22 protein-coding genes are annotated in these 23,050 nt (G+C 68.0%); 8 read left to right on the forward strand and 14 right to left on the reverse strand.

Annotated elements, in window-relative coordinates; translation table 11 throughout:
* Positions 1-64 precede the first annotated feature (64 nt).
* From BHE75_RS04100 to BHE75_RS04110, 3 genes are read left to right on the forward strand one after another with little or no spacing between them, the layout of a single operon-like run.
* Positions 65-1,234 carry an efflux RND transporter periplasmic adaptor subunit gene (locus tag BHE75_RS04100; protein WP_070932599.1) on the forward strand — a complete coding sequence of 390 codons (1,170 nt, stop codon included), beginning with the start codon at positions 65-67 and terminating at the stop codon, positions 1,232-1,234.
* On the forward strand, positions 1,231-4,407 hold the full coding sequence (locus BHE75_RS04105) for an efflux RND transporter permease subunit (RefSeq protein ID WP_070932601.1): 3,177 nt from the start codon (positions 1,231-1,233) through the stop codon (positions 4,405-4,407). Before BHE75_RS04100 ends, BHE75_RS04105 begins: the two co-directional genes overlap by 4 nt.
* Before the next feature lie 35 nt (positions 4,408-4,442).
* Entirely contained in the window at positions 4,443-5,855 is a 1,413-nt protein-coding gene (locus BHE75_RS04110) for an efflux transporter outer membrane subunit (RefSeq protein ID WP_438830606.1), read from the forward strand.
* On the opposite strand, the gene BHE75_RS04115 is transcribed toward BHE75_RS04110, so the two are convergent.
* Positions 5,852-6,133, reverse strand: a complete 282-nt coding sequence (locus BHE75_RS04115) for a DUF305 domain-containing protein (protein ID WP_070932604.1) — start codon at positions 6,131-6,133, stop codon at positions 5,852-5,854. The genes BHE75_RS04110 and BHE75_RS04115 overlap by 4 nt on opposite strands.
* A gap of 117 nt (positions 6,134-6,250) precedes the next feature.
* Here BHE75_RS04115 and BHE75_RS04120 point away from each other — a divergent pair, with 117 nt between their 5' ends.
* Genes BHE75_RS04120 through BHE75_RS04140 form a run of 5 tightly spaced genes read left to right on the forward strand, consistent with a single transcriptional unit; the run spans position 6,251 to position 10,852 of the window.
* Positions 6,251-8,800, forward strand: a complete 2,550-nt coding sequence (locus tag BHE75_RS04120) for a heavy metal translocating P-type ATPase (RefSeq protein WP_070932605.1) — start codon at positions 6,251-6,253, stop codon at positions 8,798-8,800.
* Between the two features lie 17 nt (positions 8,801-8,817).
* Positions 8,818-9,093, forward strand: coding sequence for a glutaredoxin family protein (locus tag BHE75_RS04125; protein WP_070932606.1), 276 nt, complete (start codon positions 8,818-8,820; stop codon positions 9,091-9,093).
* Positions 9,090-9,581, forward strand: coding sequence for a Cu(I)-responsive transcriptional regulator (gene cueR, locus BHE75_RS04130; protein WP_070932608.1), 492 nt, complete (start codon positions 9,090-9,092; stop codon positions 9,579-9,581). Before BHE75_RS04125 ends, cueR begins: the two co-directional genes overlap by 4 nt.
* A gap of 8 nt (positions 9,582-9,589) precedes the next feature.
* Positions 9,590-10,513 (forward strand): LysR family transcriptional regulator, encoded by a 924-nt coding sequence (locus BHE75_RS04135; RefSeq protein ID WP_070932610.1) that lies wholly within the window; start codon positions 9,590-9,592, stop codon positions 10,511-10,513.
* 30 nt (positions 10,514-10,543) lie between these two features.
* Positions 10,544-10,852 carry a hypothetical protein gene (locus BHE75_RS04140; protein ID WP_070932612.1) on the forward strand — a complete coding sequence of 103 codons (309 nt, stop codon included), beginning with the start codon at positions 10,544-10,546 and terminating at the stop codon, positions 10,850-10,852.
* 16 nt (positions 10,853-10,868) lie between these two features.
* Here BHE75_RS04140 and BHE75_RS04145 read toward each other — a convergent pair whose 3' ends face one another.
* From BHE75_RS04145 to BHE75_RS04205, 13 genes are all read right to left on the reverse strand, one after another.
* On the reverse strand, positions 10,869-11,093 hold the full coding sequence (locus BHE75_RS04145; protein WP_070932614.1) for a DUF2274 domain-containing protein: 225 nt from the start codon (positions 11,091-11,093) through the stop codon (positions 10,869-10,871).
* Positions 11,090-12,310, reverse strand: coding sequence for a TrbI/VirB10 family protein (locus tag BHE75_RS04150; protein ID WP_070932616.1), 1,221 nt, complete (start codon positions 12,308-12,310; stop codon positions 11,090-11,092). Before BHE75_RS04150 ends, BHE75_RS04145 begins: the two co-directional genes overlap by 4 nt.
* Positions 12,307-13,323 carry a P-type conjugative transfer protein TrbG gene (trbG, locus tag BHE75_RS04155; RefSeq protein WP_070932618.1) on the reverse strand — a complete coding sequence of 339 codons (1,017 nt, stop codon included), beginning with the start codon at positions 13,321-13,323 and terminating at the stop codon, positions 12,307-12,309. The genes BHE75_RS04150 and trbG overlap by 4 nt, the downstream gene beginning before the upstream one ends.
* Positions 13,320-14,003 (reverse strand): conjugal transfer protein TrbF, encoded by a 684-nt coding sequence (gene trbF / locus BHE75_RS04160; protein WP_070932619.1) that lies wholly within the window; start codon positions 14,001-14,003, stop codon positions 13,320-13,322. Before trbF ends, trbG begins: the two co-directional genes overlap by 4 nt.
* Positions 14,004-14,006: 3 nt before the next feature.
* Positions 14,007-15,317, reverse strand: coding sequence for a P-type conjugative transfer protein TrbL (gene trbL / locus BHE75_RS04165; RefSeq protein ID WP_070932622.1), 1,311 nt, complete (start codon positions 15,315-15,317; stop codon positions 14,007-14,009).
* A gap of 1 nt (position 15,318) precedes the next feature.
* On the reverse strand, positions 15,319-15,621 hold the full coding sequence (trbK-alt, locus tag BHE75_RS04170; protein WP_070932625.1) for a putative entry exclusion protein TrbK-alt: 303 nt from the start codon (positions 15,619-15,621) through the stop codon (positions 15,319-15,321).
* 5 nt (positions 15,622-15,626) lie between these two features.
* Positions 15,627-16,385: a P-type conjugative transfer protein TrbJ gene (trbJ, locus tag BHE75_RS04175; RefSeq protein WP_070932626.1), complete on the reverse strand. Its 759-nt coding sequence runs from the start codon at positions 16,383-16,385 to the stop codon at positions 15,627-15,629.
* A complete protein-coding gene (gene trbE, locus BHE75_RS04180) occupies positions 16,382-18,871 on the reverse strand; it encodes a conjugal transfer protein TrbE (RefSeq protein WP_070932628.1) in 2,490 nt (829 codons plus the stop codon). Before trbE ends, trbJ begins: the two co-directional genes overlap by 4 nt.
* Positions 18,868-19,149 (reverse strand): VirB3 family type IV secretion system protein, encoded by a 282-nt coding sequence (locus BHE75_RS04185; protein ID WP_070932631.1) that lies wholly within the window; start codon positions 19,147-19,149, stop codon positions 18,868-18,870. The genes trbE and BHE75_RS04185 overlap by 4 nt, the downstream gene beginning before the upstream one ends.
* Positions 19,146-19,481, reverse strand: coding sequence for a TrbC/VirB2 family protein (locus tag BHE75_RS04190; RefSeq protein WP_070932632.1), 336 nt, complete (start codon positions 19,479-19,481; stop codon positions 19,146-19,148). Before BHE75_RS04190 ends, BHE75_RS04185 begins: the two co-directional genes overlap by 4 nt.
* Positions 19,478-20,464 carry a P-type conjugative transfer ATPase TrbB gene (gene trbB / locus BHE75_RS04195; RefSeq protein WP_070932634.1) on the reverse strand — a complete coding sequence of 329 codons (987 nt, stop codon included), beginning with the start codon at positions 20,462-20,464 and terminating at the stop codon, positions 19,478-19,480. Before trbB ends, BHE75_RS04190 begins: the two co-directional genes overlap by 4 nt.
* A gap of 173 nt (positions 20,465-20,637) precedes the next feature.
* Positions 20,638-21,066 (reverse strand): CopG family transcriptional regulator, encoded by a 429-nt coding sequence (locus BHE75_RS04200; protein ID WP_070932636.1) that lies wholly within the window; start codon positions 21,064-21,066, stop codon positions 20,638-20,640.
* A gap of 9 nt (positions 21,067-21,075) precedes the next feature.
* Complete coding sequence (locus BHE75_RS04205; RefSeq protein WP_070932638.1) at positions 21,076-23,049, reverse strand: conjugal transfer protein TraG; 1,974 nt, start codon at positions 23,047-23,049, stop codon at positions 21,076-21,078.
* Between the last annotated feature and the right edge of the window lies 1 nt (position 23,050).

Consider the following 23,050-nt stretch of genomic DNA (forward strand, 5'->3'; position numbering starts at 1 on the left):
TTCACTCACGCCGAAGGACCGAAACGGGGGCAGCGCCGCCCGTTTTCGGTCGGGAGGCGAGTATATGACGAAACACAGGCTGGTGGCCGCGGGTGCGGTGATCGCGCTGCTGGTAGCGGCGCTCTTCTGGTTCGGTCGAACTGGCGAAGGTGAGGCCGCCGCAGCTGCTCCACAGCCCCCGCAAGTGCTCGCGGCCGCCGCCGTCACGCGTGATCATGCGCCGCGTTCGACCTACAACGGGACGCTCGCAGCCGTACAAAGCGTTGAGCTGAAACCGCGCGTCTCTGGCTACGTCGCCGAAGTCAGAGTGCCCGAAGGCCAGCTCGTCCGTCGCGGCCAACGCCTGTTCCTGATCGACCCCGCGCCGTTTCGCGCTCGCCTCGACGGCGCGCGCGGGGCGACCCGCGAAGCCCGCGCCCGCCTTGGGCTCGCGCGCGCCGAAAACACCCGCGCCGCCCGGCTCGTGGCGGAAGGCGTGTCGGCGCAGGAACGCGCCGACCAGGCACGCGCCGCGCTCGCCGAACGGCAAGCGCAGCTCGCCTCGGCCGAGGCCGCCGAACGGCTCGCCGCGCTCGATCTTGCCTATGCCTCGGTCGAGGCCCCCATCTCGGGGCGCGTCGGCAAAATCCTCGTCACGCGCGGCAATCTCGTCGCGGGCGGCGAGGCGGCGAGCCCGCTCACCACCATCGTCTCCGTCGATCCGCTCTATGTGGACTTTAACGTGGACGAGGCCACTTACTTGGCCGCGCTCGCTGGGTCGCGCACGCGCGGACCGGCCGCGCGCCTGCCGGTCCACGTGCGGCTCGAAGATGGAAGCGTGCGTTCGGCCCGGCTCGATTTCATCGGCAACCGCCTCGACCGCGGCACGGGCACGATCGCGGTCCGCGCTGTGCTCCCCAACCCGNGCGGCGCGCTCACGCCCGGCCTGTTCGCCGAAGTCGAGCTGGCGGTCGGCAGCCCGCGTCCCGCCGTGCTGGTCAGTGATCTGGCGATCGGGGCCGAACAGGGCCGGCGCTACGTGCTCGTCCTCGGCCCCGACAACATGACGCAGTATCGCCCGGTGAAAATCGGCGGCCTGGTCGATGGGCTGCGCGTGGTCGAGGAGGGCCTGCGTCCCGGCGAGCGGGTTATCGTGAAGGGGCTCGCCGGCCCCGGCATGAAGGTCAATCCCCGCTTGGTGCCTATGCCGACACAAAAGGGAAATGCGGCCGCTACCCAGGAGGCTGCACGATGAACTTCCCCCGCTTCTTCATCGATCGTCCCATCTTCGCCATCGTCCTGTCCGTGCTTATGCTCATCGCGGGCGCGGCGGCGCTCACCCACCTGCCTTTAAGCGAATATCCGGCGGTCACGCCGCCCACGGTCCAGGTGACGGCAACCTATCCCGGCGCATCGCCGGACGTGATCGCCGAAACCGTCTCCAGTCCGCTCGAACAGGCGATCAACGGCGTCGAAGGCATGATCTACATGCAATCGCAGAGCGCGACCGATGGCAGGATGCTGCTCACCGTCACCTTCCGCCAGGGCGTCGATCCCGACATAGCGCAAGTGCAGGTCCAGAACCGCGTCCAGCGCGCCCTCCCGCGCCTGCCGGAAGACGTGCAGCGCTTGGGCATCACCACCACCAAGACCTCGCCCGACGTGCTGATGGTCGTTCACATGCTGTCGCCGAACGGCCGCTACGACCCACTGTTCGTCTCCAATTACGCACAGCTCCAGGTCCGCGACGAACTCGCGCGTCTGCCTGGCGTCGGCGACGTGGCCGTGTGGGGTGCCGGCGAATACTCGATGCGGGTGTGGCTCGACCCTGCCAAGGTCGCCGCGCGCGGGCTCACCGCGAGCGACGTGGTGGCCGCCATGCGCGAGCAGAACGTCGAGGTGGCGGCCGGCTCGGTCGGCCAATCGCCCAACGCTTCGTCGGCATTCCAGGTGGCGATCGACGCCAAGGGGCGGCTGCAAACCGAGGACGAGTTCGGTGCGATCGTCGTCAAAACGGGCTCGGACGGTCAGGTCACGCGGCTACGCGACGTGGCCCGGATCGAACTGGGCGCGAACAACTACGCGCTTCGCTCGCTGCTCGACGGCGAACCCGCGGTCGCCATGCAGATCATCCAGAGCCCCGGCGCGAACGCGCTCGACACGTCGAGCGCGGTGCGGAGCACGATGGAGCGGCTGTCGCGCCAGTTCCCGGACGGGATCAGCTACCGCATCGCCTATGATCCCACGATCTTCGTGCGCGCATCGATCGAGGCCGTGCTGCACACGCTTCTCGAAGCGGTGCTGCTCGTTGTGCTGGTGGTGATCCTGTTTCTCCAGAGATGGCGGGCGTCGATCATCCCCCTTGTCGCGGTGCCGGTGTCGCTGATCGGCACGCTGGCGATCCTGTATCTGTTCGGCTTCTCATTAAATACGCTGTCGCTATTCGGTCTGGTGCTCTCGATCGGCATCGTCGTGGACGATGCGATCGTGGTGGTTGAGAACGTCGAGCGCCATATCGAGCTGGGCGAAGCACCCAAGGAGGCCGCGCGCAAGGCGATGGCCGAAGTGACGGGGCCGATCATCGCGATCACGTCCGTGCTCGCCGCCGTGTTCATCCCCACCGCCTTTCTCGGCGGACTGCAAGGCGAGTTCTACCGCCAGTTCGCGCTCACCATCGCGATCTCCACCATTCTGTCCGCGATCAACTCGCTCACCCTCTCGCCGGCGCTGTCGGCCATGCTCCTCAAGGGGCACGGCGCAACGCGCGACCCGCTCCAGCGCGGCATCGATAAAGCGCTGGGCTGGCTGTTCCGTCCATTCAACCGCTTCTTCGAGCGGGCGTCGGGCGCTTACGTTGGCGGGGTGCGAAGGGCCGTGCGCTTGGGCGGTCTCGTCATGGTCGTCTATGCCGGCCTGATCGGGCTCACCTACCTCGGCTTTGCCACACTGCCCAAGGGCTTCGTGCCGGCGCAGGACAAATACTTCCTGGTCGGCATCGTCCAGCTCCCCAACGCGGCCTCGCTCGAACGGACGGAAGCGGTCGTCAAGCAAGTGTCGAAGATCGCGCTCGCCGAACCCGGTGTCGAAAGCGTGGTCGCATTTCCCGGCCTTTCGATCAACGGGTTCGTCAACGTGCCCAATGCGGCCGTGATGTTCGCGATGCTTGATCCGTTCGAGGCGCGGAAAAGCAAAGACCTGTCGGCGAACGCCATCGCGGGGCGGCTCCAGGCGAAGGTCGCACAAATCCCCGACGGGTTCATCGGCCTGTTCCCGCCGCCCCCGGTGCCGGGGTTGGGCGCGACGGGCGGTTTCAAGATGCAGATCGAGGACCGTTCGGGCGCGGGCTATGAAGCCCTCGCTGCCGCCACGGCCAAGGTGGTGCAGGAGGCGGGGCAAAATCCCGCCCTCACCGGCCTCCTCACCAGCTTCAATGTTACCTCTCCCGAGATCGCGGTCGATGTGGACCGGACCAAGGCCAAGATCTTGGGCGTGCCACTCACCGGCGTGTTCGAGACGATGCAGGTCTATCTGGGCTCGCTCTACGTCAACGACTTCAACCGCTTCGGCCGCACCTATCAGGTGTTCGTCCAGGCCGATGCGGAGGACCGCTCGCAAGCGGAAGCGATCGGACGCCTCGAAGTGCGGAATGCGTCCGGCGACATGGTGCCGCTCTCCACCTTGGTCACCACACGGCCGAGCGCCGGACCTGATCGGGTGATCCACTATAACGGCTTCCCGTCCGCCGACATTTCGGGCGGCCCCGCCCCGGGCCACAGCTCCGGGCAGGCGGTCGCCGCAATGGAGCGGATCGCGGCCGGATTGCCGGACGGCATGACTTATGAATGGACGGAGCTGACCTATCAGGAAAAGGCGGCGGGCAACGCTGCGCTCTACGTGTTCCCGCTCGCGGTGCTGATGGCGTTTTTGATCCTCGCCGCCCAATATAATAGCTGGTCGCTGCCGCTGGCCGTGCTGCTGATCGTGCCGATGTGTCTCCTAAGCGCGCTCGCCGGCGTGTGGCTGACGGGCGGCGACATCAACATCTTCACGCAGATTGGCTTCGTGGTCCTGGTCGGGCTGGCGGCCAAGAACGCGATCCTCATCGTCGAGTTCGCGCGCGACAAGGAGAAAGAGGGTCTGGCTCCCCTCGACGCAGCGCTCGCCGCCTGCCGGTTGCGGCTGCGCCCGATCCTGATGACTTCAATCGCCTTCATCGCCGGCGTGATCCCGCTCGCGATCGCTGCCGGGGCGGGTGCCGAGATGCGACAGGCTATGGGGGTCGCGGTCTTGTTCGGGATGCTGGGCGTGACGCTGTTCGGTTTGTTCCTAACGCCCGTGTTCTACGTGGCGATCAGGCGGCTCGTCCTGAACCGCGGGAAGGATCACCGTACCCCGCCCTTCGCGCCAGCGGGGGAGGTGACGCCATGATCCGCGCCCGGCTCTTCGAGGGCTTCCTCTTGGCCATGTTGGGTGGCTGCGCGACCGCAGGGAAGGACTATGCGCCGCCTGAAAGCAGGGCCCCGGTTGCCTACGCGGCGAGGCCGGCCGGCGTCTCAGGTGCGGACGTTGAAGTCCGCTGGTGGCGCACCTTCGGCGATCCGGCGCTCGACCAGCTCATCGTCCGCGCGCTCTCCGCCAATCTCGACGCCAAGCTCGCGGTCGCTCGCCTCGACGAAGCGCGCGCGCNCGGCCGCGCGGCCCGAACCGCCCGCCTGCCAGGCGGCGGCCTCAACGCTTCCTACCAGCGCCGAAGGCTCGCCGATCCCGAACGGTTCGGCGCGCTCCCGCGCGACGTCGATTCCCTGCGGGTCGGTGCGGAAGCCGGTTGGGAACTCGACCTGTTCGGCCGCATCGGTCGGTCGATCGAAGCCGCGCAAGCCGAGGTAGGTGGCGCGTCCGCGCTGCTGCAGGACGTGCGCGTGTCGGTCGCCGCCGACGTGGCCAGCCGCTATTTCGAGCTGCGCGGAGCCGAAGCGGCGTCGAGGGTCGCGCGAGCCTCGGTCGCCAATCAACAGCGGTCCTTGGACGTGACGCGCAAGCTCGCCGCGCTGGGCGGAGGCGCGCGCTTCGACGTGGTGCGGGCCGAAGCGCAACTGCGCGCGGTCGAGGCGACGGTCGCGCCGATCGAGCAGCGGATCGCGGTGGCGCGTCACGCACTCGCCGTGTTGCTGGGCGAGACCCCGGAAGGGTTCGACCTACCACCGGACACCTCGCCGGCGCTGCCGCAAGTCGCCACGGTCGCGGTCGGCACGCCCGCCGAGCTGCTGCGCCGCCGACCCGACATAGAGGCCGCCGAACGCAACCTTGCGGCCGCGAGCGCACGGGCGGGCGCGGCGCGGGCGGAGCTGTTCCCCACGGTCCGCCTAACCGGCTTGATCGGGCTCCTCGCGGGGAGCCTCGGTTCGCTCGCGAGCGGCGGCGCCTTGTCGTTCGCGGCCGGTCCGTCACTCGATTGGGGCGTGTTCGACCTGCCGCGTCTGCGCGCCCAAGTCGGGGCGGCAGACGCGCGAACCGACGCCGCCCTGGTCGTCTATCATCGCACCGTGCTCGATGCGCTACGCGAGGTCGAGGACGCGCTTGCCACCTATGGCGCGGTGCGGACGCGGATGGCGCGGCTCACGGAACGCGCCATCGCGAGCCGGGAAGCCGCCCGACTCGCGTCGATCCGGTTCCGCGAAGGCGAAGGTCAGTTCCTTGACGTGCTCGAAGCCGAGCGAGCCCGAGTCGATGCCGAAAGCGAGCTGGTCGAGGCACAGGCCCAACACCTCCTTTCGGTGGTGGGCATCTACCGGGCGCTGGGCGGCGGTTGGGAGGTGTGCGACCAGCCGGGCGGGCTCGATTGCGCCACGACGGCGGAAGTGCGCGCGACGCCTTAGCCGTCGCACGACTCCAGCCAGCGGCGGAGCATGTCGAGGTCGCGTTCGTGGGACGCAATGATCGCCTCGGCCAGCCAGGCGAACAGCGCGTCGGCGCGCGTCTCGCGTAGGAGCCGCGCGGTCGCGATCGAGTCCTCATAATGCGCGATCATCGCCTCAGCGAAGGCGCGATCGGCGCAATCCGCAGGCGGCTGCGGGTTCGCCGTGACGAGATGACGCGTTAGGCTGCGGCGAATGGTGCGGGTCGGGTCGGTCGGGTCGGGGTCGGGGTCGGACAAGGTGGGCCTCCTCGGACCTGCTCATGCGCTTTCCAACCTTGGCAAGGTCAATGGGCCTTGACCTTCCCATCGTTGGAACCCTTATCTGGAGTGCCAGAGAGCAAGAAAGGACAGCTCATGGCGACCGTTATCCCATTGCAGCGCGAGGCCCGAACGGGCGCGACGATCAGCATTCCCGTTGAGGGGATGACCTGCGCGTCCTGCGTCGGCCATGTCGAAAAAGCGATCGGCAAGCTGCCGGGCGTCGCCTCGGTCAACGTCAACCTCGCCACCGAGCGCGCCGACGTGGCGTTCACCGGCAAGCCGGACGCCTCGGCCGTGGTCCGCGCGGTCGAGGGCGCGGGTTATGCGGTGCCGGAAAGCGCCGTCGAGCTGGGCGTCGAGGGCATGACGTGCGCCTCGTGCGTCGCGCATGTCGAGAAGGCGCTGAAAGCCGTGCCCGGCGTCGCAGCTGCGACCGTCAATCTTGCGACTGAGAAGATGAACGTCCGCTACCTGAACGGGGTCGCCTCGGTCGAGGACTTGGAGGCTGCGATCCGCGGCGCCGGCTATGAGCCGCGCCGCCTGGTCGCCGGGGATGCCTCGGCCGATCGCGAGCGCGATGCACGGCAGCGGGAGCTGGCGAACCTTAAGCGCGCCCTCCTCATCGCCGCGCTGCTGACGCTCCCCGTGTTCGTGCTGGAGATGGGCTCGCACCTGATCCCCGCCGTCCATGATTTCGTGATGGGCACGATTGGGATGCGGACGAGCTGGTTCCTCCAGTTCGCGCTCACCACCGCCGTCCTGTTCGGGCCGGGCCGCCGCTTTTTCCAGAAGGGTGTCCCTGCGATCCTGCGCGGCACGCCCGACATGAACTCGCTGGTCACGGTCGGAACGTCGGCAGCCTGGGGCTATTCGGTCGTCGCGACCCTTGCGCCTCAAGTGCTCCCGGCCGGCACCGCCAACGTCTATTACGAGGCAGCCGCGGTCATCGTCACGCTGATCCTACTCGGGCGCTATCTCGAAGCGAAAGCCAAGGGCCGCACGTCGGAAGCGATCAAGCGCCTCGTCGGGCTCACGCCAAAGACCGCCCGCGTCGAGCGCGACGGCGAGGTGATCGAGCTGCCGATCGCCGACGTGCGCGCGGGCGATGTGGTCCAGGTCCGCCCCGGCGAGAAAGTGCCTGTCGATGGCGAAGTGACCGAAGGTTCATCCTATGTGGACGAGTCCATGATTACCGGCGAGCCGGTGCCCGTGGCCAAGGAAGCGGGTGCCGAAGTCGTGGGTGGCACGATAAACAAGACCGGAGCCTTCTCCTTCCGGGCCACCAAGGTCGGCGCAGATACCGTGCTCGCTAACATCATCCGCATGGTCGAGCAGGCGCAAGGCTCCAAGCTGCCGATCCAGGCGATGGTGGATAAGGTGACGGCGTGGTTCGTGCCCGCGGTGATGGGGGTGGCCGCGCTCACCTTCCTGATCTGGCTGATCCTCGGCCCGACGCCGGCGCTCACTTTCGCGCTGGTCAACGCGGTGGCGGTGCTCATCATCGCCTGCCCGTGCGCGATGGGACTGGCGACGCCGACCTCGATCATGGTGGGAACCGGCCGCGCCGCCGAAATCGGCGTGCTGTTCCGCAAGGGCGAAGCCCTCCAGACGCTCCGCGACGTATCCGTGGTGGCGCTCGATAAGACGGGCACGCTCACCGAGGGCCGCCCGGAGCTGACCGATCTGACGCCCGCGTCTGGGTTCGAGCGCGACGAAGTGCTGGCGCTGGTCGCGGCGGTCGAGGCGAAGTCGGAACATCCCATCGCTGATGCGATCGTGCTCGCGGCCGAGAAGCGCGGCCTGCGCGTCCCCGCCCTCCAGGGGTTCGAGGCGACTCCGGGCTACGGCGTCTCGGGCACGGTCGGCGGCCGCACGGTCGCGGTCGGGGCCGATCGCTATATGAAGAAGCTCGGGCTCGACGTCGCCGCTTTCGCCGATGAGGCCGCGCGGCTGGGCAGCGAAGGCAAGTCGCCACTTTATGCCGCCATTGACGGCAAGCTCGCCGCCGTGATCGCGGTCGCCGATCCGATCAAGGATACGACGCCTGAAGCGATCCGCGCCCTCCACGATCTTGGGCTCAAGGTCGCCATGATAACGGGCGACAACCGCGCGACGGCCGAAGCGGTCGCCCGCCAGCTCGGGATCGACGAAGTGGTCGCCGAAGTGCTGCCGGACGGCAAGGTGGACGCCATCCACCATCTCCGCGACGGCCGGCGCAAGGTGGCGTTCGTGGGCGATGGCATCAACGACGCTCCCGCGCTTGCCGAAGCCGATGTGGGGCTCGCGATCGGGACGGGAACGGACGTCGCGATCGAATCCGCCGACGTGGTGCTCATGTCGGGGGACCTGCGCGGCGTGGTGAACGCAATTGCGCTCTCCAAGGCGACGATCAAGAACATCAAGCAGAACCTGTTCTGGGCCTTTGCCTACAACGCCGCCCTCATCCCCGTAGCGGCCGGCGCACTGTACCCCGTTTCGGGGACGCTGCTATCGCCCGTGTTCGCGGCCGGCGCGATGGCCCTGTCCAGCGTATTCGTGCTCTCGAACGCGCTACGGCTCAAAACCTACAAGCCCGTGCTCGCGGCTGATCGCGGCGAGCGCGCTGCGGCGGTCGCGCCGCACGCTCGCGCGGCCGCGGCCTGACGAGAAGGGAAAGGATCATGGACAAGTCCATCACCATCTACACCACGCCGACGTGCCCCGACTGCCACGCACTCAAGCGGTGGTTCGATGGGCAAGGGATCGCCTACGAGGAACGCGACCTCGCCGACCCGGCGGTAATGGAGGAAGCCAAGGCGCGGACGGGGGTACGCGTCGCGCCGATCACCTTCGTCGGTGAACAGTTCTTCCACGGGACCTATGGCGAACAGCGGCCGAAGATCGCGGCCGCGCTCGGCTTGGGTTCCGGCGCACCAAACGAGGGAGCGCGCCCATGAACATCGGCCAAGCGGCGAAGGCATCCGGGGTCAGCCCCAAGATGATCCGCTACTATGAACAGACGGGCCTCATTCCCAAGGCCGCGCGCCGGGATACCGGCTATCGCGACTATGGCGATGACGATGTTCACCGGCTCCGCTTCATCCGACGCGCCCGCGACCTGGGGTTCACGGTTGAGCAGATCGGGAACTTGTTGGCGCTTTGGAGCGACCGCAGCCGCGCGAGCGCCGACGTGAAGGCGTTGGCGCTCGGCCATGTCGAGGTGTTGCGGGCGAAGATTGCGGAAATCGAGGGCATGGTTGCCGCGCTGGAGACGCTGGCGGTGAGCTGTCACGGCGACGCCCGGCCCGATTGTCCGATCATCAAGGGGCTCGCCGAAGGTAGCGCTGCTTCGCCCACCAAGCCCGCGCCTCGTCGGTTCGGCAAAGTGGGCGATCTGCCGGTTCGACCGGAAACGATTGTGAAGGCGTCCTCTGCCCGAGGATAGTCGGATCGGTGTCCTTCGATATACGCCAACTCCGTTATGCCATTGCGGCGGCCGATCATGGTAGCTTCTACCGTGCGGCCCGCGCGCTCGACATCGAACAATCGACGCTTAGTCGGAACATCCTGAAACTGGAGCGGGCGATCGGAGTGAAAATCTTCGAGCGTTCGCGCGCCGGCGTCACTATGACGATCGCCGGCGGCACGTTTATCCGCAGCGCGAAGCCGATGCTTGCCAATGCAGACAAGCTGGTGGCTCTGATGCGGGCGGCCGGCCAAGGTCATGCCGGTGGCCTGATGATTGGATACAACAGCTCGGTGTCCGCCGGCAATCTGCGGGCGACCGTTCTGGGATGGCGCGCTGCGCATCCTGACGTCGACCTTGACGGTGTGGAAGCTGACCGAAGCGCGCTCATCGCCGGGCTCGACACTTGGGAGATCGACATTGCGATTCTAATGGGCGAAGCGAACCATGATGGCTATCGGCGTGAATCCTTCTGGAGCGAGCGTGTCCTAGCTGCCCTTCCCTCCGATCATCCCTTGGCCGAGCGCGAAATCGTCCACTGGACCGATCTGCGCGGCGAGCGGTTCTTGCTGACCGCCGCCGATCCTGGCTCCGAAATCCGCGATATGTTGCTTGGCCGATTGGCGGGATCGGGCACGACGCCAGATATCAGGATGCACCAGTCCAGCCGCGAGTCGATCTTGAGTGTCTTGGGTGACGGACTTGGCGTCTCAATCATCTGCGAAGGCGCCAGCGGCGCTCGCTATCCCGATGTTGTTTACCGTCCAATCCACGGCGAACAGGGACCAGCGCTGATCGGGTATTCGGGTTACTGGCGCGATGACAACGGTAATCCAGCACTGCGACGCTTCTTGGGATTCATCAAGGCTCGTTATGCTCTGTCCTTTGATTTCTCGGGATTATTGCAGTAAATTAAATAGTTATTCCTTGGAGTCACAGCCATGTCGCAAGGTAAGACAACCATCGTCATATTCGTCACTTTGCTTGTCGGCTTCGCAAGTGGATTTGTCCTGCGTCCGGTCATCGCTCCGACGCCGCAGGTAGCGGCCGTCACCAGTCCGTCGCCTGTCGCTGCGGCGCCAAGCGAGGCGCGGGGCACGCAATATTTCGTGGCGAATATCGACGAGGCGCGGCAAGTCGTGGCCGGATGCCGCGATGGCTCTGTGCGAGGCGGCGAATGCGCCAATGCCGAGGAAGCGATAATCAAGGTCGAGGCTCAGGAACGCCGCAAGCGGTTCTTGGGTAACTGAACGGCTGCGCGTCGACTCAGTCCTTGCGGGTTCCCCTTCGCCGCGAAAAACCGCGGTCGCTTGCCATGAACTTTGCCAACATGGGCGAGACTAGCTTTTCGGGGGACACGGCCTCCCCGCCCGTTTCGGCCGCAAGAGCAGCGGCGTAGGCGACAAGATCGCGGTGAACGGCTGCGGGCAGCTCGACCGTCAGCTTGAGGGGGCGGTCGTCCGCCAGGGGGCCCAGCTTCAACTTCGTCATCGCGTTGCTCCGATCGGTTCGAGCACGAGGTCACGGGTAAGAACCACGCGCAGCGGATGGCCGGGCCGGATGGTGAGCGTCGGCTGCACGTTGAGCTGCCGCCGCACGATCTGTTGGCCGGTCTGGTTGATGGTGTCCTGCGAGCCACGCCGCAGCGCCCGGGTCAGGTCGTCCTCGCTGTCCGCGCTCAGCTCAGTTCCGACGCCGAGCAGCGTCGAGACGGCGGCTGCCCTGAGCAGGTTGCCCCAATGCTGGTTCACGCGATCCTGTAGGCCGGCGAAGCCGGCACCGTCCGCGCCGGGCTGGCGCTCGAGAACGATCGAGCGGCCGTCCGGCATGATAAGACGGTCCCAGGCGAGCAGCACGCGGGTCTGCCCGGCGGCGATCTCGCTGTCATACTCGCCAATTAGCCGCGCGCCCTGCGGGATGAGGAGGATGCGCCCCGTGGGGCTGTCATAGACGTTCGCCGTCACCTGCGCGGTGATCTGGCCGGGCAGGTCCGAACGGACGCCCGTGATGAGCGCAGCCGGGATAATGCTGCCGGTCTGCACGATGTTTGGCGATGCCGGCGCCGTCAGCCGCTCGACGCTGACCGTGCGCTGGTTGGCCGCCTGCGCCATGAAGGCGCGCTTGCCGGCCTGGTCGCCTTGCGCCGCCTGCTGCGCCGGTTCCTGCGCGGAAGGCGCCGGCAAGCCCGGCGTCGAGACCGGCTCCGCACCCGCACGCGCGCCGCCGCTGCCGAGGAAGACCGNGCTGGTGCGGGCCGCATCGCGTTCCTGCGCCGCGCGCTGCCGGGCGGCTTCCGCCGCCTGAGCGCGGGGATCGGGCGGACCTGGCTGCGCGCCGATCGGCGGCACGGGAACGTCCTCGCCGCGCTGCTGCGCGGACACGATCGGGCGGCCGAGGTCGCCGGGAAGCGGCGGGCCGAGTCGGGGCGCCTGAGCATAGTCGCGCGGGCCGGACGTGATGGTTTCGGCAGTGGCGCGGCTGTCGGTGTTGTAGAGTTCCTGAGCGGCCTTCTCGCCCGGTGGTCGCAGCGCATAGATCAGCGAACCACCTATGCCGAGTCCGGCGGCGACGCCGACGATGGCGAGCGCTTTACGGGAGAGCCGCATGACGCGGGGTGGATCGCCGCGAAGCTGGAACGCGGCCGGATCAGGGCGGGCCGACTGCGGGGCGGGCCGATCTTCAACGAACGGATCGTGGCTGTCGGTCACGGCCGCCCCCGCCGTCCGTCGTCGCGCACGATGCGGACGCGCTGCTCGGTGCGCCGATCGCCCAGGCGCAGCTCGGCGGCGGCGAACAGGCGATCGACCACCATGTAGCGGCCCTGCACGCGGTAATTGACCAGCTCGGCGTCACCGCGCGCGCCGGTCACGAACAGCGGCGGCATCTCGCCCTGCGAGATCCCGCCGGGAAACTCGATGAACACCTGCCGTCCGTCGTCGAACGCGCGGGCTGGCGTCCACGGCACGCGGTCGCCTTCGATCCGGTAGCGGAAATTAAGCGCCGTCACGTCCACGCCGGTCGCGGCCGGCACAGTGGCAGCAGCAGCCGCGTTGCGGCCTTGCAAGGCGATGAGCTGGTCCTGCGGGTAGGTCCAGCTTACCGACGCCATATAGGTCGAAGGCGTCGCCCGCAGCTCCATATGATAGGTTCGCCGGTCTGTGTTGATGACGAGATTCGTGGCCAGGTCGGGCCGGGTGGGCTTGACGAGGACATGGACGCGCGCGGTCGCGCCGCTGCCGCTCACCGTGTCGCCGATGATCCACCGCACCGTGTCGCCGGCCGCGACCGGCCCCGGCCCCACGAGCTGCTCGCCTTTCTGCAAGGCAATGTCCGTAATCTGGCCGGGCGCAGTGTAAACTTGATAGAGCGCGCCTTCGGTCCACGGATATTGCTGGATGGCGTTGAGGAAGCCGTCGCGCACGGGCTGGATGCGCGCGGCGTCGTTGGCGTCGCCGACACGGCGGCGCGGATCGGCGGGCTCTGACGTTCGCGCGCTCTCCGTCACCTGCTTCAACTGGCCGGGCAGCGGCAACGGCTCGGGGATCGTGACGATCTCGACCGCGCGGGGCGGCTCGGCCGCGGGCGTCGCCACAATCGCCGGGGGCGGATCGTCGGAAGCGATCACGGGCGGCCTGGCCGACGTGGTGGCGCAGCCGGCGAGCGCGGATGCGGAGACGAACAGCGCGGCCGTGGCCGCGCGGCGGATGGGTATGCCGGTCATTGCGACAGCTCCTTCGACCAGTTGAGGGCATTGACGAAGACGCCGAGCGGGTTCTTGCGCAGGGCGTCGGGAGTGCGTGGCGGCTGGACGACGATGGTGAGAATCGCAGACCAGCGTTCGGTGGCGGCAAGGCTGCCGTCCTGATAGCGGCGCTCGATCCAGGCGACGCGGAAGCTGTCGGGTGAGGCGCGGATAACGCTCGACACTTCCACCGCGACCTGCACCCGCCCGACATTGGCGAACGGGTCGTTGGCGCGCGCATAGTCATTGAGCGCAAGCGCGCCGCGATCGGTCGTGAAGTCGTAAGCCCTGAGCCAGTTCTGACGGACGATCACCGGATCGGCCGGGATCGCGCGGACCTGCTCGATGAAGCGAGCGAGATGGAACGCGATCTGCGGATCGGTCGGGCGGTAGCCGGCCTCGGCCGGTGCAACCGCCTGGGCTTCGCCCAGCCGATCGACCTGAACGACCCAGGGGACAATGTGGCCGCGTGTCGATTGCCAGACAAGGCCGCCGGCCAAGCCGCCTGAAAGCGCCAGCGTCCCGAAGAAGGCGAGCCGCCAGTTCTTCGCCTGCACGCGCGCCGAACCGATGCGGTCATCCCATGCCTGCGCCGCGCGCTGGTAAGGTGTGGCCGGTTCGGGCGTCTGGCCGTAGCGGATGGTGGGGCGCTTGAACATGGATCAATCCTTCTGGCTGGTATCGACGGACGCGCCGCTGCCGCCGCCGTCGCCGGAACGCAGCGTGTGGGCGGCGATGGTCGCGCCGTGGGTCATGGTCTGGCGGTTCTTCATCGCGGACGCCCAGGCGGGTGCGCCGGCCGGCGCGTCCGGCGACGGCGTGGAGCTACCGCCTGAAATGGTCCCGCCCGTTGCGGTGACGGCGGCGCGGCCGCCTGAGCGATAGTTGTCCTTGAGCGAGGCTGCGGCCTTGCGGAGCGGCGACATGGCCGCACCGACGGCGGCTTCGCCGACTCCGCCAGCGCCGCCGGCGACCGCAGCCGCGCCGGTCTTACCGGCCGNGCCGAGCGCATAGGCACTGTTGGCCGCGCCCGAGGTGAAGGCGGCGCCTCTCGCCGCGCCGCCGATCGCACCCGCCGCAGCGCCGGCGCCGAGGCGGGCGGCAGCGGCGCCACCGGCAAGCGCTCCGCCCGCTGCGAGCACGGTTCCCGCCGCAGCCCCTGCGCCCAGCGCCGGGCCGCCCGAGACGATGCCATTGGCGATCGACGGGCCGAAGATGCCGAGCCCAAGCAGGCATAGCGAGGCGAGCGCGACCGCCATCGCATCCTCGATGCTCGGCTGCGCGCCGCCGAAGCCGGCGCGAAACTCGTCGAACAAGGTCGAGCCGATGCCGACGATGACGGCAAGCACCAGCACCTTGATCCCCGACGAGATCACCAGCCCCAGCACGCGCTCGGCCATGAAGGCGGTCTTGCCGAACAGGCCGAACGGGATGAGGACGAAGCCACAGAGCGTCGCCAGCTTAAACTCGATCAGCGTCACGAAGAGTTGGATCGCCAGAATGAAGAAGGCGAGGATGACCAGCACCCATGCGAACAGCAGCACCGCGATCTGGATGAAATTCTCGAAGAACGCGACCCAGCCCATGAGGTCGGAAATCGACTGGAGGATGGGCTCGCCCGCCTCCAGCCCGACTTGTGCGACCCGGCCTGGCTGGAGCAGTTCGGCGGCGGTGAAGCCGGTGCCGGACGCTTTCAGCCCGAGTCCCGCGAAGCTCTCGAAGACGATCCGCGCAAGGCTGTTCCAGTTGCCGATGATGTAGGCGAAGACGCCGACGAACAGGGTTTTCTTGACGAGGCGGGCGATGATGTCGTCGCCTTCTCCCCACGTCCAGAACAGCGCGGCCAGGGTCACGTCGATGACGATCAGGGTGGTGGCGATGAACGCCACTTCTCCGCCGAGCAGGCCGAACCCGCTGTCGATGTAGCGAGTGAAGACATCCAGAAAGCGATCGACGACGCCGGTGCCGCCCATATCATTTCTCCTGCGGGGTGACGCCATCGGCGATGCGGGCGGCGGGACGCGCGCCGGGCGCGAGGAACCGGCGACGGTTCTCGGCCCAGGCGCGCAGGCAGTCGGGGTCGCTTGCCCCGGCCGCGCCGATCGACTGGCAGCGGCGCAGCTCGATCAGCAGCGGGTCCGTCGCCGAGGTGTCGGCGACGGCCGCCGGCTCCGCGCGCGGTGGCTCGGGCGCACGGCTCATCTCGATCGCCGTCATCGTGATGGCGATGGCGATGAAGACGACAGCGCCGATGCGCGCGAGGAGCTTGCTGTCCATGACGATCAGTCGTGGAACATGCGGGCGTTGCCCGGCTGATAGCCGTTGGACCGCGTGAGGAAGCGGCGGAGCCGTTCGCGGCTTTCGGCTTCGACGGCGGCGTTGCGCGCCGAGTCCAGCGCCTGCGCCCGGCCCTGCGCGGCGAGCAGCGCCGTCAGGTCCGCGAGCTGCTGCGATTGCAGCGCGAGAAGCTGGTTGCCCGCCTGTGCCGCCTGAAGCGCGCCCGTCGCCGACTGGCTGGACGTGACCAGGCCGTCCATCGTCGTGCGCGCGCCGTCGATGTTGCCGACGACGCCGGCCTGAACACGCAGCGCGTCCTCGAACGCCCCGACGCTATCCGCCCAGCGCGCATTGGCGTTGGCGACCATCTGCGCGTGGGTGCCGGTCAGCGCCGCGCCCTTGTAGCGGCCGTTGAACACCTGCTGGACGTTCTGCACGTCGTAGGCGATGCGCTGCGCCTCGCCGAGAAGCTGCTGGGTGCGCTGCACCTGCTGCTGCAACTGCTGGAGCGAGCTGAACGGCAGCGAAGCCAGGTTGCGCGCCTCGTTCATCAGGCTGGTCGCCTGCTGCTGGATTTGCTGAATCTGGTTGTTGACCTGCTGGAGCGACCGCGCGGCCGTCAGCACGTTCTGCGCGTAGTTGGTCGGGTCATAGACGATCCCGCCGAACTGAGCGTGCGCCGGCGTGGCGGCGGTGATGCCGATCATGCTCGACGTGGCGATGGCGCCGGCCAGCATGGCGCGGCACAGGATATTGGGCTTCATGGGGTCATGTCCTTCAAGGCAAGGGGGAGCTGGCCGGCATCTTCCCGGCGACCGGCCAGCGGATCGGGTTGGGGTTCGGGAAGAAGATCGACCGCCCAGGCCAAGCCGCGATGGCGCAGCCATTCGGCGGCGAAGCGCTTGCGGCCGTGGGTCTCGACCAGCTCGGCGATGCGGAGCTGATCGGCCTTGGAAGACGCGGCGGCGAAGGCCAGCGCGACCTCGCCCAGCCCCAGCTCGAACAGCCGGTTGCCGCGCCGCGACTGGCAGTAATAGTCGCGCTTGGGCGTCGCCCGGCTGAGTATTTCGATCTGGCGGGCGTTGAGCCCGAACCGCTCGTAAATGGCGGCAATCTGCGGCTCGGCCGCGCGCTCGTTCGGCAAGAAGATGCGCGTCGGGCAGCTCTCGATGATGGCCGGCGCGATGTTCGACGTCTCGATGTCGGCGAGGCTCTGCGTGGCGAACACGACGCTGGCGTTCTTCTTGCGCAGGGTCTTCAGCCATTCGCGGAGCTGCGCGGCGAAGTCGGGGCTATCAAGAACCAGCCAGCCTTCGTCGATGATGATGAGCGTCGGCGAGCCGTCCAGCCGGCCTTCGATCCGGTGGAACAGGTAGGACAGCACTGCGGCGGCCGATCCGGCGCCGACCAAACCCTCGGTCTCGAACGCCTGCACCGACGCTTCCCCGAGCCGCTCGGCCTCGGCGTCGAGCAGCCGGCCCCACGGCCCGCCAAGGCAATAGGAGGCGAGCGCCTGCTTGAGCTGCTGGCTCTGCAACAGCACGGCGAGCCCGGTCAGCGTGCGTTCCGGCACGGGCGCACTGGCGAGGGAGCCGAGCGCCGACCACAAATGCTCCTTGGCCTGCGGATCGACCGTGACGCCCTCGGACGCGAGGATCGCCGCCAGCCATTCCGCCGCCCATGCGCGCTCGGCCGGATCGTCGATCCGAGCGAGCGGCTGGAGCTGCACGCCTTCGCCGGCCTGGTCGGCGAGCATCCCGCCGAGATCCTGCCAGTCGCCGCCCATGCCGATCGCGGCGGCGCGGATGCTGCCGCCGAAATCGAAGGCGAGGACCTGGCCGTTCTCGTAGCGCCGAAACTGCATCGCCATAAGCGCGAGCAGCACTGACTTGCCGGCGCCTGTTGGGCCGACGATCAGCGTGTGGCCGACATCGCCGACGTGAAGGGAAAACCGGAACGGGGTCGAGCCTTCGGTCTTGCCGTAAAGCAAGGGGGGCGCACCGAAATGCTCGTCCCGTTCCGGCCCCGCCCATACCGCTGACAGGGGGATCAGGTGGGCGAGATTGATGGTGGAAATCGGGGGTTGGCGGACATTGGCGTAGGTGTGGCCGGGCAGACTCCCCAGCCATGCCTCGATCGCGTTCATGCCCTCCGGGATGACGGTGAAGTCGCGGCCCTGAATGACCTTCTCAACCAGCCGCAGCTTCTCGGCAGCGACGGCGGGGTTGCGGTCCCATACCGTAACCGTCGCGGTGACATAGGCCATGCCGGCATAGTCGGCGCCCAGCTCCTGCAGGGCGGTGTCGGCGTCGGCGGCCTTGTTCGAGGCGTCGCTGTCCACGAGGACCGACGCCTCGTTGGTTATCACCTCTTTCAGGATCGCGACCACGCTCTTGCGCTTGGCGAACCATTGCCGGCGGATGCGGCTCAGCAGTTTGGTCGCATCGGTTTTGTCGAGCATGATCGCGCGGGTCGCCCAGCGATACTCGAAGGCGAGCCGGTTCAGCTCGTCGAGCAGGCCGGGGAACGTCACGCTTGGGAAGCCGACGATGGTGAGCGTGCGCAGATGATGCTCGCCTAGGCGCGGCTCCAGCCCGCCGGTCAGCGGCTCGTCGGCCAGGAGCGCGTCGAGGTGCATCGGCGTTTCCGGCACGCGCACGCGCTGGCGGCGCGTCGAAACCGTGCTGTGCAGATAGGTCAGCGTCTCGGCGTCCTTGAGCCAGCGGACTTCGGGCACGAAGCCTTCGACCAGGTTGAGCACGCGGTCGCTGCGATCGGTGAAGCCTTTCAGCAGCTCCCACGGATCGACGCCGGATATGGAACGGCCCTCGTAGAGCCAGCCTTCTGCGCGAGCCGCTTCCTCGGCCGGCGGCATCCACAGCAACGTCAGAAAGTAGCGGCTCTCGAAGTGCGCGCCCTCCTCGCGGAACTGTTCGCGGCGCTCGAACTCGACCAGCGACGACACGGGATCGGGAAAGTGGCCTTCCGGATAGTCGAGTGCGGGCGTGCGCTGCGCCTCGACGAAGATCGCCCAGCCGGAGCCGAGCCGGCGCAACGAATTGTTGAGCCGGGCGGTCGTGGCGACCAGCTCGGCCGGGGTCGCGCTGTCGAGATCGGGGCCGCGGAACTTCGCGGTGCGCTGGAAGCTGCCGTCCTTATTGAGGACGACGCCTTCGCCGACCAGCGCGGCCCAGGGCAGGAAGTCGGGAAGGTTCGCAGCTTTGCTGCGATATTCGCGCAAGCTCATCATGGCCGCATCCATGTCGCGTAGCGCAGGTGGCGCCGGGCCACGTCCACGAATTGCGGGTCGCGGCGGGCGGCCCAGACGGACAGTCCGTGGCCGACGGCCCAGATGACCAGGCCGGCGATCCACAGGCGCAGGCCGAGGCCGATCGCGCCCGCCAGCGTCCCGTTGACGATGGCGAGCGAGCGCGGAGCGCCGCCGAGCAATATCTGCTCGGTCAGCGCCCGGTGGACCGGAGCGAAATAGCCCGCGATCGGATCGCCATGATCGGCCGCGCCGTTCATGCGATCAGCGCTCCGCCGCCGAACGAGAAGAACGACAGGAAAAAGCTCGACGCGGCGAACGCGATCGACAGGCCGAACACGATCTGGATCAGCCGGCGCGAGCCGCCCGACGTGTCGCCGAACGCCAGCGTCAGGCCGGTCACGATGATGATAATGACGGCGATGATCTTCGCCACCGGCCCCTCGATGCTTTCGAGGATCGACTGGAGCGGCGCTTCCCACGGCATCGACGAGCCGCCGGCATAGGCCGGAACGGCGAAGGTCAGCGCGATCACGCTGGCGGTGGCAGTGAGCATGGCGCGACGCGCGCCATGCCGAAGGGCATGGATCATGGTAGGTCTCCGGGTTGGGGGGTGGTGAGCGGTGCGAGGCGGTAGTCGCCGGTCGCGGGGTCAAGCCCGTCGACGCGGGCCAGCTCGGTCAGCCGGCGGCCGTACCCGTCGCGGACCAGCACGGCGATCAGGTCGATCGTCTCGGCGATCAGCGCGCGCGGGACCGTGACGACGGCCTCTTGGATGAGCTGCTCCATGCGTCGCAGCGCGCCGAGCGCGGTGCCGGCGTGGATCGTGCCGACGCCGCCGGGATGGCCGGTGCCCCAAGCTTTGATGAGGTCGAGCGCCTCGGCGCCGCGCACCTCGCCAATGGGGATGCGGTCGGGGCGCAAGCGCAGCGACGAGCGGACCAGCTCGGACAGCGACACCACGCCGTCCTTGGTCCGCATCGCGACGAGGTTGGGCGCGGCGCATTGCAGCTCGCGCGTGTCTTCGATCAGGACGATGCGGTCGGTGGTTTTGGCGACTTCCGCCAACAGCGCGTTGACCAGCGTGGTCTTGCCCGCGCCGGTGCCGCCCGCAACGAGGATGTTGGCGCGGGTTTCGACGCCGTGGCGCAGCGCCTCGGCTTCGGCCGCCGACATGATCCCGGCGCGCGCATAATCGTCGAGCGTGAACACGGCGACGGCCGGTTTTCGGATCGCGAAGGCCGGCGCGGCGACGACGGGCGGCAGCAGCCCCTCGAACCGCTCACCGCCTTCCGGCAGCTCGGCAGAGACGCGGGGGCTGCGGGCGTGCACCTCGACACCGACATGATGTGCGACCAAGCGAACGATGCGCTCGCCGTCGGCGGCGCTCAGCGTCTCGCCCGTATCGCTGATGCCTTCGCCGAGCCGATCGAGCCAAAGCCGGCCGTCCGGGTTAAGCATCACTTCGATGACGGCGGGATCGTCCAGCCAGCCCGCGATCGACGGTCCGAGCGCGGTGCGCAGCATCCGCGCGCCGCGTGATTTCGCCTCGGATCGGATCGGGTGGACGGTCAACGATTGGCCCCTGAAATGGGCCGGGCGAACCGCCGCCCGGCTGTCGGGGCACATCAAGAGACGCAGGAATACTCGGCTCGCAATAGCTAGTTGCCGGCGTAGTAGAAGGGGCGGCAGATACGTTGCCGAGGGCGGAAGCGGCTTTCCGCTACATCTAGGTCAGGCGCGGCAAATCAGTCCGACTCGGGGGATGTTGAACGCGGCCAGACATCTTCCGGTATCTCGTCCAGCAAGGTCTTGCCGCTGGCGAAACGCCTGCCGAGCGTCTCGATGAAGCCCTCGTAGCGCTTGCGGCCTTTGACCTGCGCCGCCGCCTGATCCTCGTCGGGCAGCGGCGGGGTCACGGACAGCCAGAACCGGACGAACAATGTCAGTGCCTCGGTGGTCAGGGCGGTGTTACGCTCAAGCCGCTGGGCTTGGCGCGACAGGCGATCAAGCCTGCGCGCGAACGCCGCCTCCATCCGGTCGGCGCCGTCCGGAGAAAGGTAAGACGCGACCGCTGCCTCCACGATTGCCGAGCGTGATATACGGCGGCGGATCGCCAACTCGTCCACCTGCTTGGCGAGCGCGGGCGGGAAATAGACGTTGAGCCGGGTTCGCATGACGGCCTCCTACAAGTCGATGTCGTCACCTGGATCGAGCGACGCTTGCCGTGCGAGCCCCTGCATCCCGCGGCGCACGGCCGCCTGCCGGGCCGCGTCGTCCTGCTCGTCCTCAACGATCGCGAACTCCTGCGCGGGCGGGGCCGTCGTTTCCGGCGCAATGGCCACATGCTCGGGCAGCTCGGGCTCGCGGCGCAGCCCGCCATTGGCAGCGTCTTCGGCATCGCGGACGATGCGTGCGACCTGCTTCGGATCGGCGAATGCCTGCCGCCCGGTCCAGTCGTCGGGCCTGATCTTGGCGGCCTCCGGCGCTGGTGCCTGCGCGATCCGTTCGGCCAGACGGCGATCCTGATAGTAGCGCGCCTTCTTCGCGCGGATCGGATGGACGCCCGCCACCATGACGATCTCGTCGTCGGGCGGGAGCTGCATCACCTCGCCGGGGGTGAGGAGCTGCCGGGCGGTCTCTGACCGCGACACCATCAAATGCCCAAGCCACGGCGATAGGCGATGCCCGGCGTAATTCTTCATCGCCCGCATCTCGGTGGCGGTGCCGAGCGCGTCCGACACGCGCTTGGCGGTGCGCTCGTCGTTGGTGGCGAAGCTCACGCGGACATGGCAGTTGTCGAGGATCGCGTTGTTGGGGCCGTAAGCCTTCTCGATCTGGTTGAGCGACTGCGCGATCAGGAACGCCTTGAGCCCGTAGCCCGCCATGAACGCCAGGGCGGACTCGAAGAAGTCGAGGCGGCCGAGCGCCGGAAACTCGTCGAGCATCAGCAGCACGCGATGGCGATTGCCCTTCGGCGTCAGCTCCTCGGTCAACCGGCGCCCGATCTGGTTGAGGATGAGTCGGATCAGCGGCTTGGTGCGCGATATGTCGCTGGGCGGCACGACCAGATAGAGTGTCGCCGGGCGCTCGCCCTCGACCAGATCCGATATGCGCCACTGGCACGCCCGTGTTATCTGCGCGACGACGGGATCGCGGTAGAGGCCGAGAAAGGACATGGCGGTGCTCAACACCCCCGACCGTTCGTTGTCCGACTTGTTCAGCAGCTCGCGCGCGGCTGAGGCGACGACGGGATGAATGCCGGCTTCGCCGAGGTGCGGCGTCGCCATCATTGCCCCCAGCGTCTGCTCGATCGTGCGCGCCGGATCGGACAGAAATCCCGCAACGCCGGCCAACGTCTTGTCAGTCTCCGCATAGAGGACGTGGAGGATGGCGCCTACCAGCAGCGAGTGGGAGGTCTTCTCCCAATGATTGCGGCGCTCCAAACTTCCCTCGGGATCGACCAGCACGTCGGCGACATTCTGGACGTCGCGCACCTCCCACTGGCCGCGCCGCACCTCCAGCAGCGGGTTGTAGGCGGCCGACGCCGCGTTGGTCGGATCGAACAAGAGCACGCGGCCGTGGCGCGCGCGGAAGCCTGCGGTGAGCGTCCAGTTCTCCCCCTTGATGTCGTGGACAATACAGCTTCCCGGCCAAGTCAGCAGCGACGGCACCACCAGGCCAACGCCCTTGCCGCTGCGCGTCGGGGCGAAGCACAGCACATGCTCGGGACCGTCATGGCGCAGATAGTCGCGCGCGAGCTTACCGAGCACGACGCCGCTCGGCCCGAGCAGCCCGGCCGCGCGCACCTCCCTCTCGCCCGCCCAGCGCGCCGAGCCGTAGGTCTCGGCGTTCTTCAGTTCTCGCGCCCGCCACACCGACATGCCGATGGCGACGGCGATCGACACGAACCCGCCGGACGCGGCGATGTATGCCCCCGTCAGGAATATGTCGGGTGCGTATGCGTCGAAGCTGAACCACCACCAGAAGAAGGCCGGCGGCGGATAGATTCGCCACTCGCCGAGCATGAACCAGGGCGGGCCAAGCTCGGGCTGATAGGCCAGCGCGGCAGCGGTCCATTGGGTCGCGCCCCACAAGGCGGCGAGCACGATCAGGAACACAATGATGACCTGGCCCCATAAAATCTTGGTCGCGGACATG

The organism is Edaphosphingomonas haloaromaticamans, from assembly GCF_001853345.1.
In the GTDB taxonomy this organism is placed as follows: domain Bacteria; phylum Pseudomonadota; class Alphaproteobacteria; order Sphingomonadales; family Sphingomonadaceae; genus Sphingomonas_E; species Sphingomonas_E fennica.

What these genes read in the sequence shown, in the direction of transcription:
- trbG (WP_070932618.1), bottom strand. Translation starts at nt 13,323, where the DNA reads ATGACCGGCATACCCATCCGCCGCGCGGCCACGGCCGCGCTGTTCGTC.
- BHE75_RS04125 (WP_070932606.1), top strand. Translation starts at nt 8,818, where the DNA reads ATGGACAAGTCCATCACCATCTACACCACGCCGACGTGCCCCGACTGC.
- BHE75_RS04140 (WP_070932612.1), top strand. Translation starts at nt 10,544, where the DNA reads ATGTCGCAAGGTAAGACAACCATCGTCATATTCGTCACTTTGCTTGTC.
- BHE75_RS04185 (WP_070932631.1), bottom strand. Translation starts at nt 19,149, where the DNA reads ATGAACGGCGCGGCCGATCATGGCGATCCGATCGCGGGCTATTTCGCT.
- BHE75_RS04145 (WP_070932614.1), bottom strand. Translation starts at nt 11,093, where the DNA reads ATGACGAAGTTGAAGCTGGGCCCCCTGGCGGACGACCGCCCCCTCAAG.
- cueR (WP_070932608.1), top strand. Translation starts at nt 9,090, where the DNA reads ATGAACATCGGCCAAGCGGCGAAGGCATCCGGGGTCAGCCCCAAGATG.
- trbJ (WP_070932626.1), bottom strand. Translation starts at nt 16,385, where the DNA reads ATGAAGCCCAATATCCTGTGCCGCGCCATGCTGGCCGGCGCCATCGCC.
- trbE (WP_070932628.1), bottom strand. Translation starts at nt 18,871, where the DNA reads ATGATGAGCTTGCGCGAATATCGCAGCAAAGCTGCGAACCTTCCCGAC.
- BHE75_RS04120 (WP_070932605.1), top strand. Translation starts at nt 6,251, where the DNA reads ATGGCGACCGTTATCCCATTGCAGCGCGAGGCCCGAACGGGCGCGACG.
- BHE75_RS04200 (WP_070932636.1), bottom strand. Translation starts at nt 21,066, where the DNA reads ATGCGAACCCGGCTCAACGTCTATTTCCCGCCCGCGCTCGCCAAGCAG.
- trbK-alt (WP_070932625.1), bottom strand. Translation starts at nt 15,621, where the DNA reads ATGGACAGCAAGCTCCTCGCGCGCATCGGCGCTGTCGTCTTCATCGCC.
- BHE75_RS04105 (WP_070932601.1), top strand. Translation starts at nt 1,231, where the DNA reads ATGAACTTCCCCCGCTTCTTCATCGATCGTCCCATCTTCGCCATCGTC.
- trbF (WP_070932619.1), bottom strand. Translation starts at nt 14,003, where the DNA reads ATGTTCAAGCGCCCCACCATCCGCTACGGCCAGACGCCCGAACCGGCC.
- BHE75_RS04205 (WP_070932638.1), bottom strand. Translation starts at nt 23,049, where the DNA reads ATGTCCGCGACCAAGATTTTATGGGGCCAGGTCATCATTGTGTTCCTG.
- BHE75_RS04190 (WP_070932632.1), bottom strand. Translation starts at nt 19,481, where the DNA reads ATGATCCATGCCCTTCGGCATGGCGCGCGTCGCGCCATGCTCACTGCC.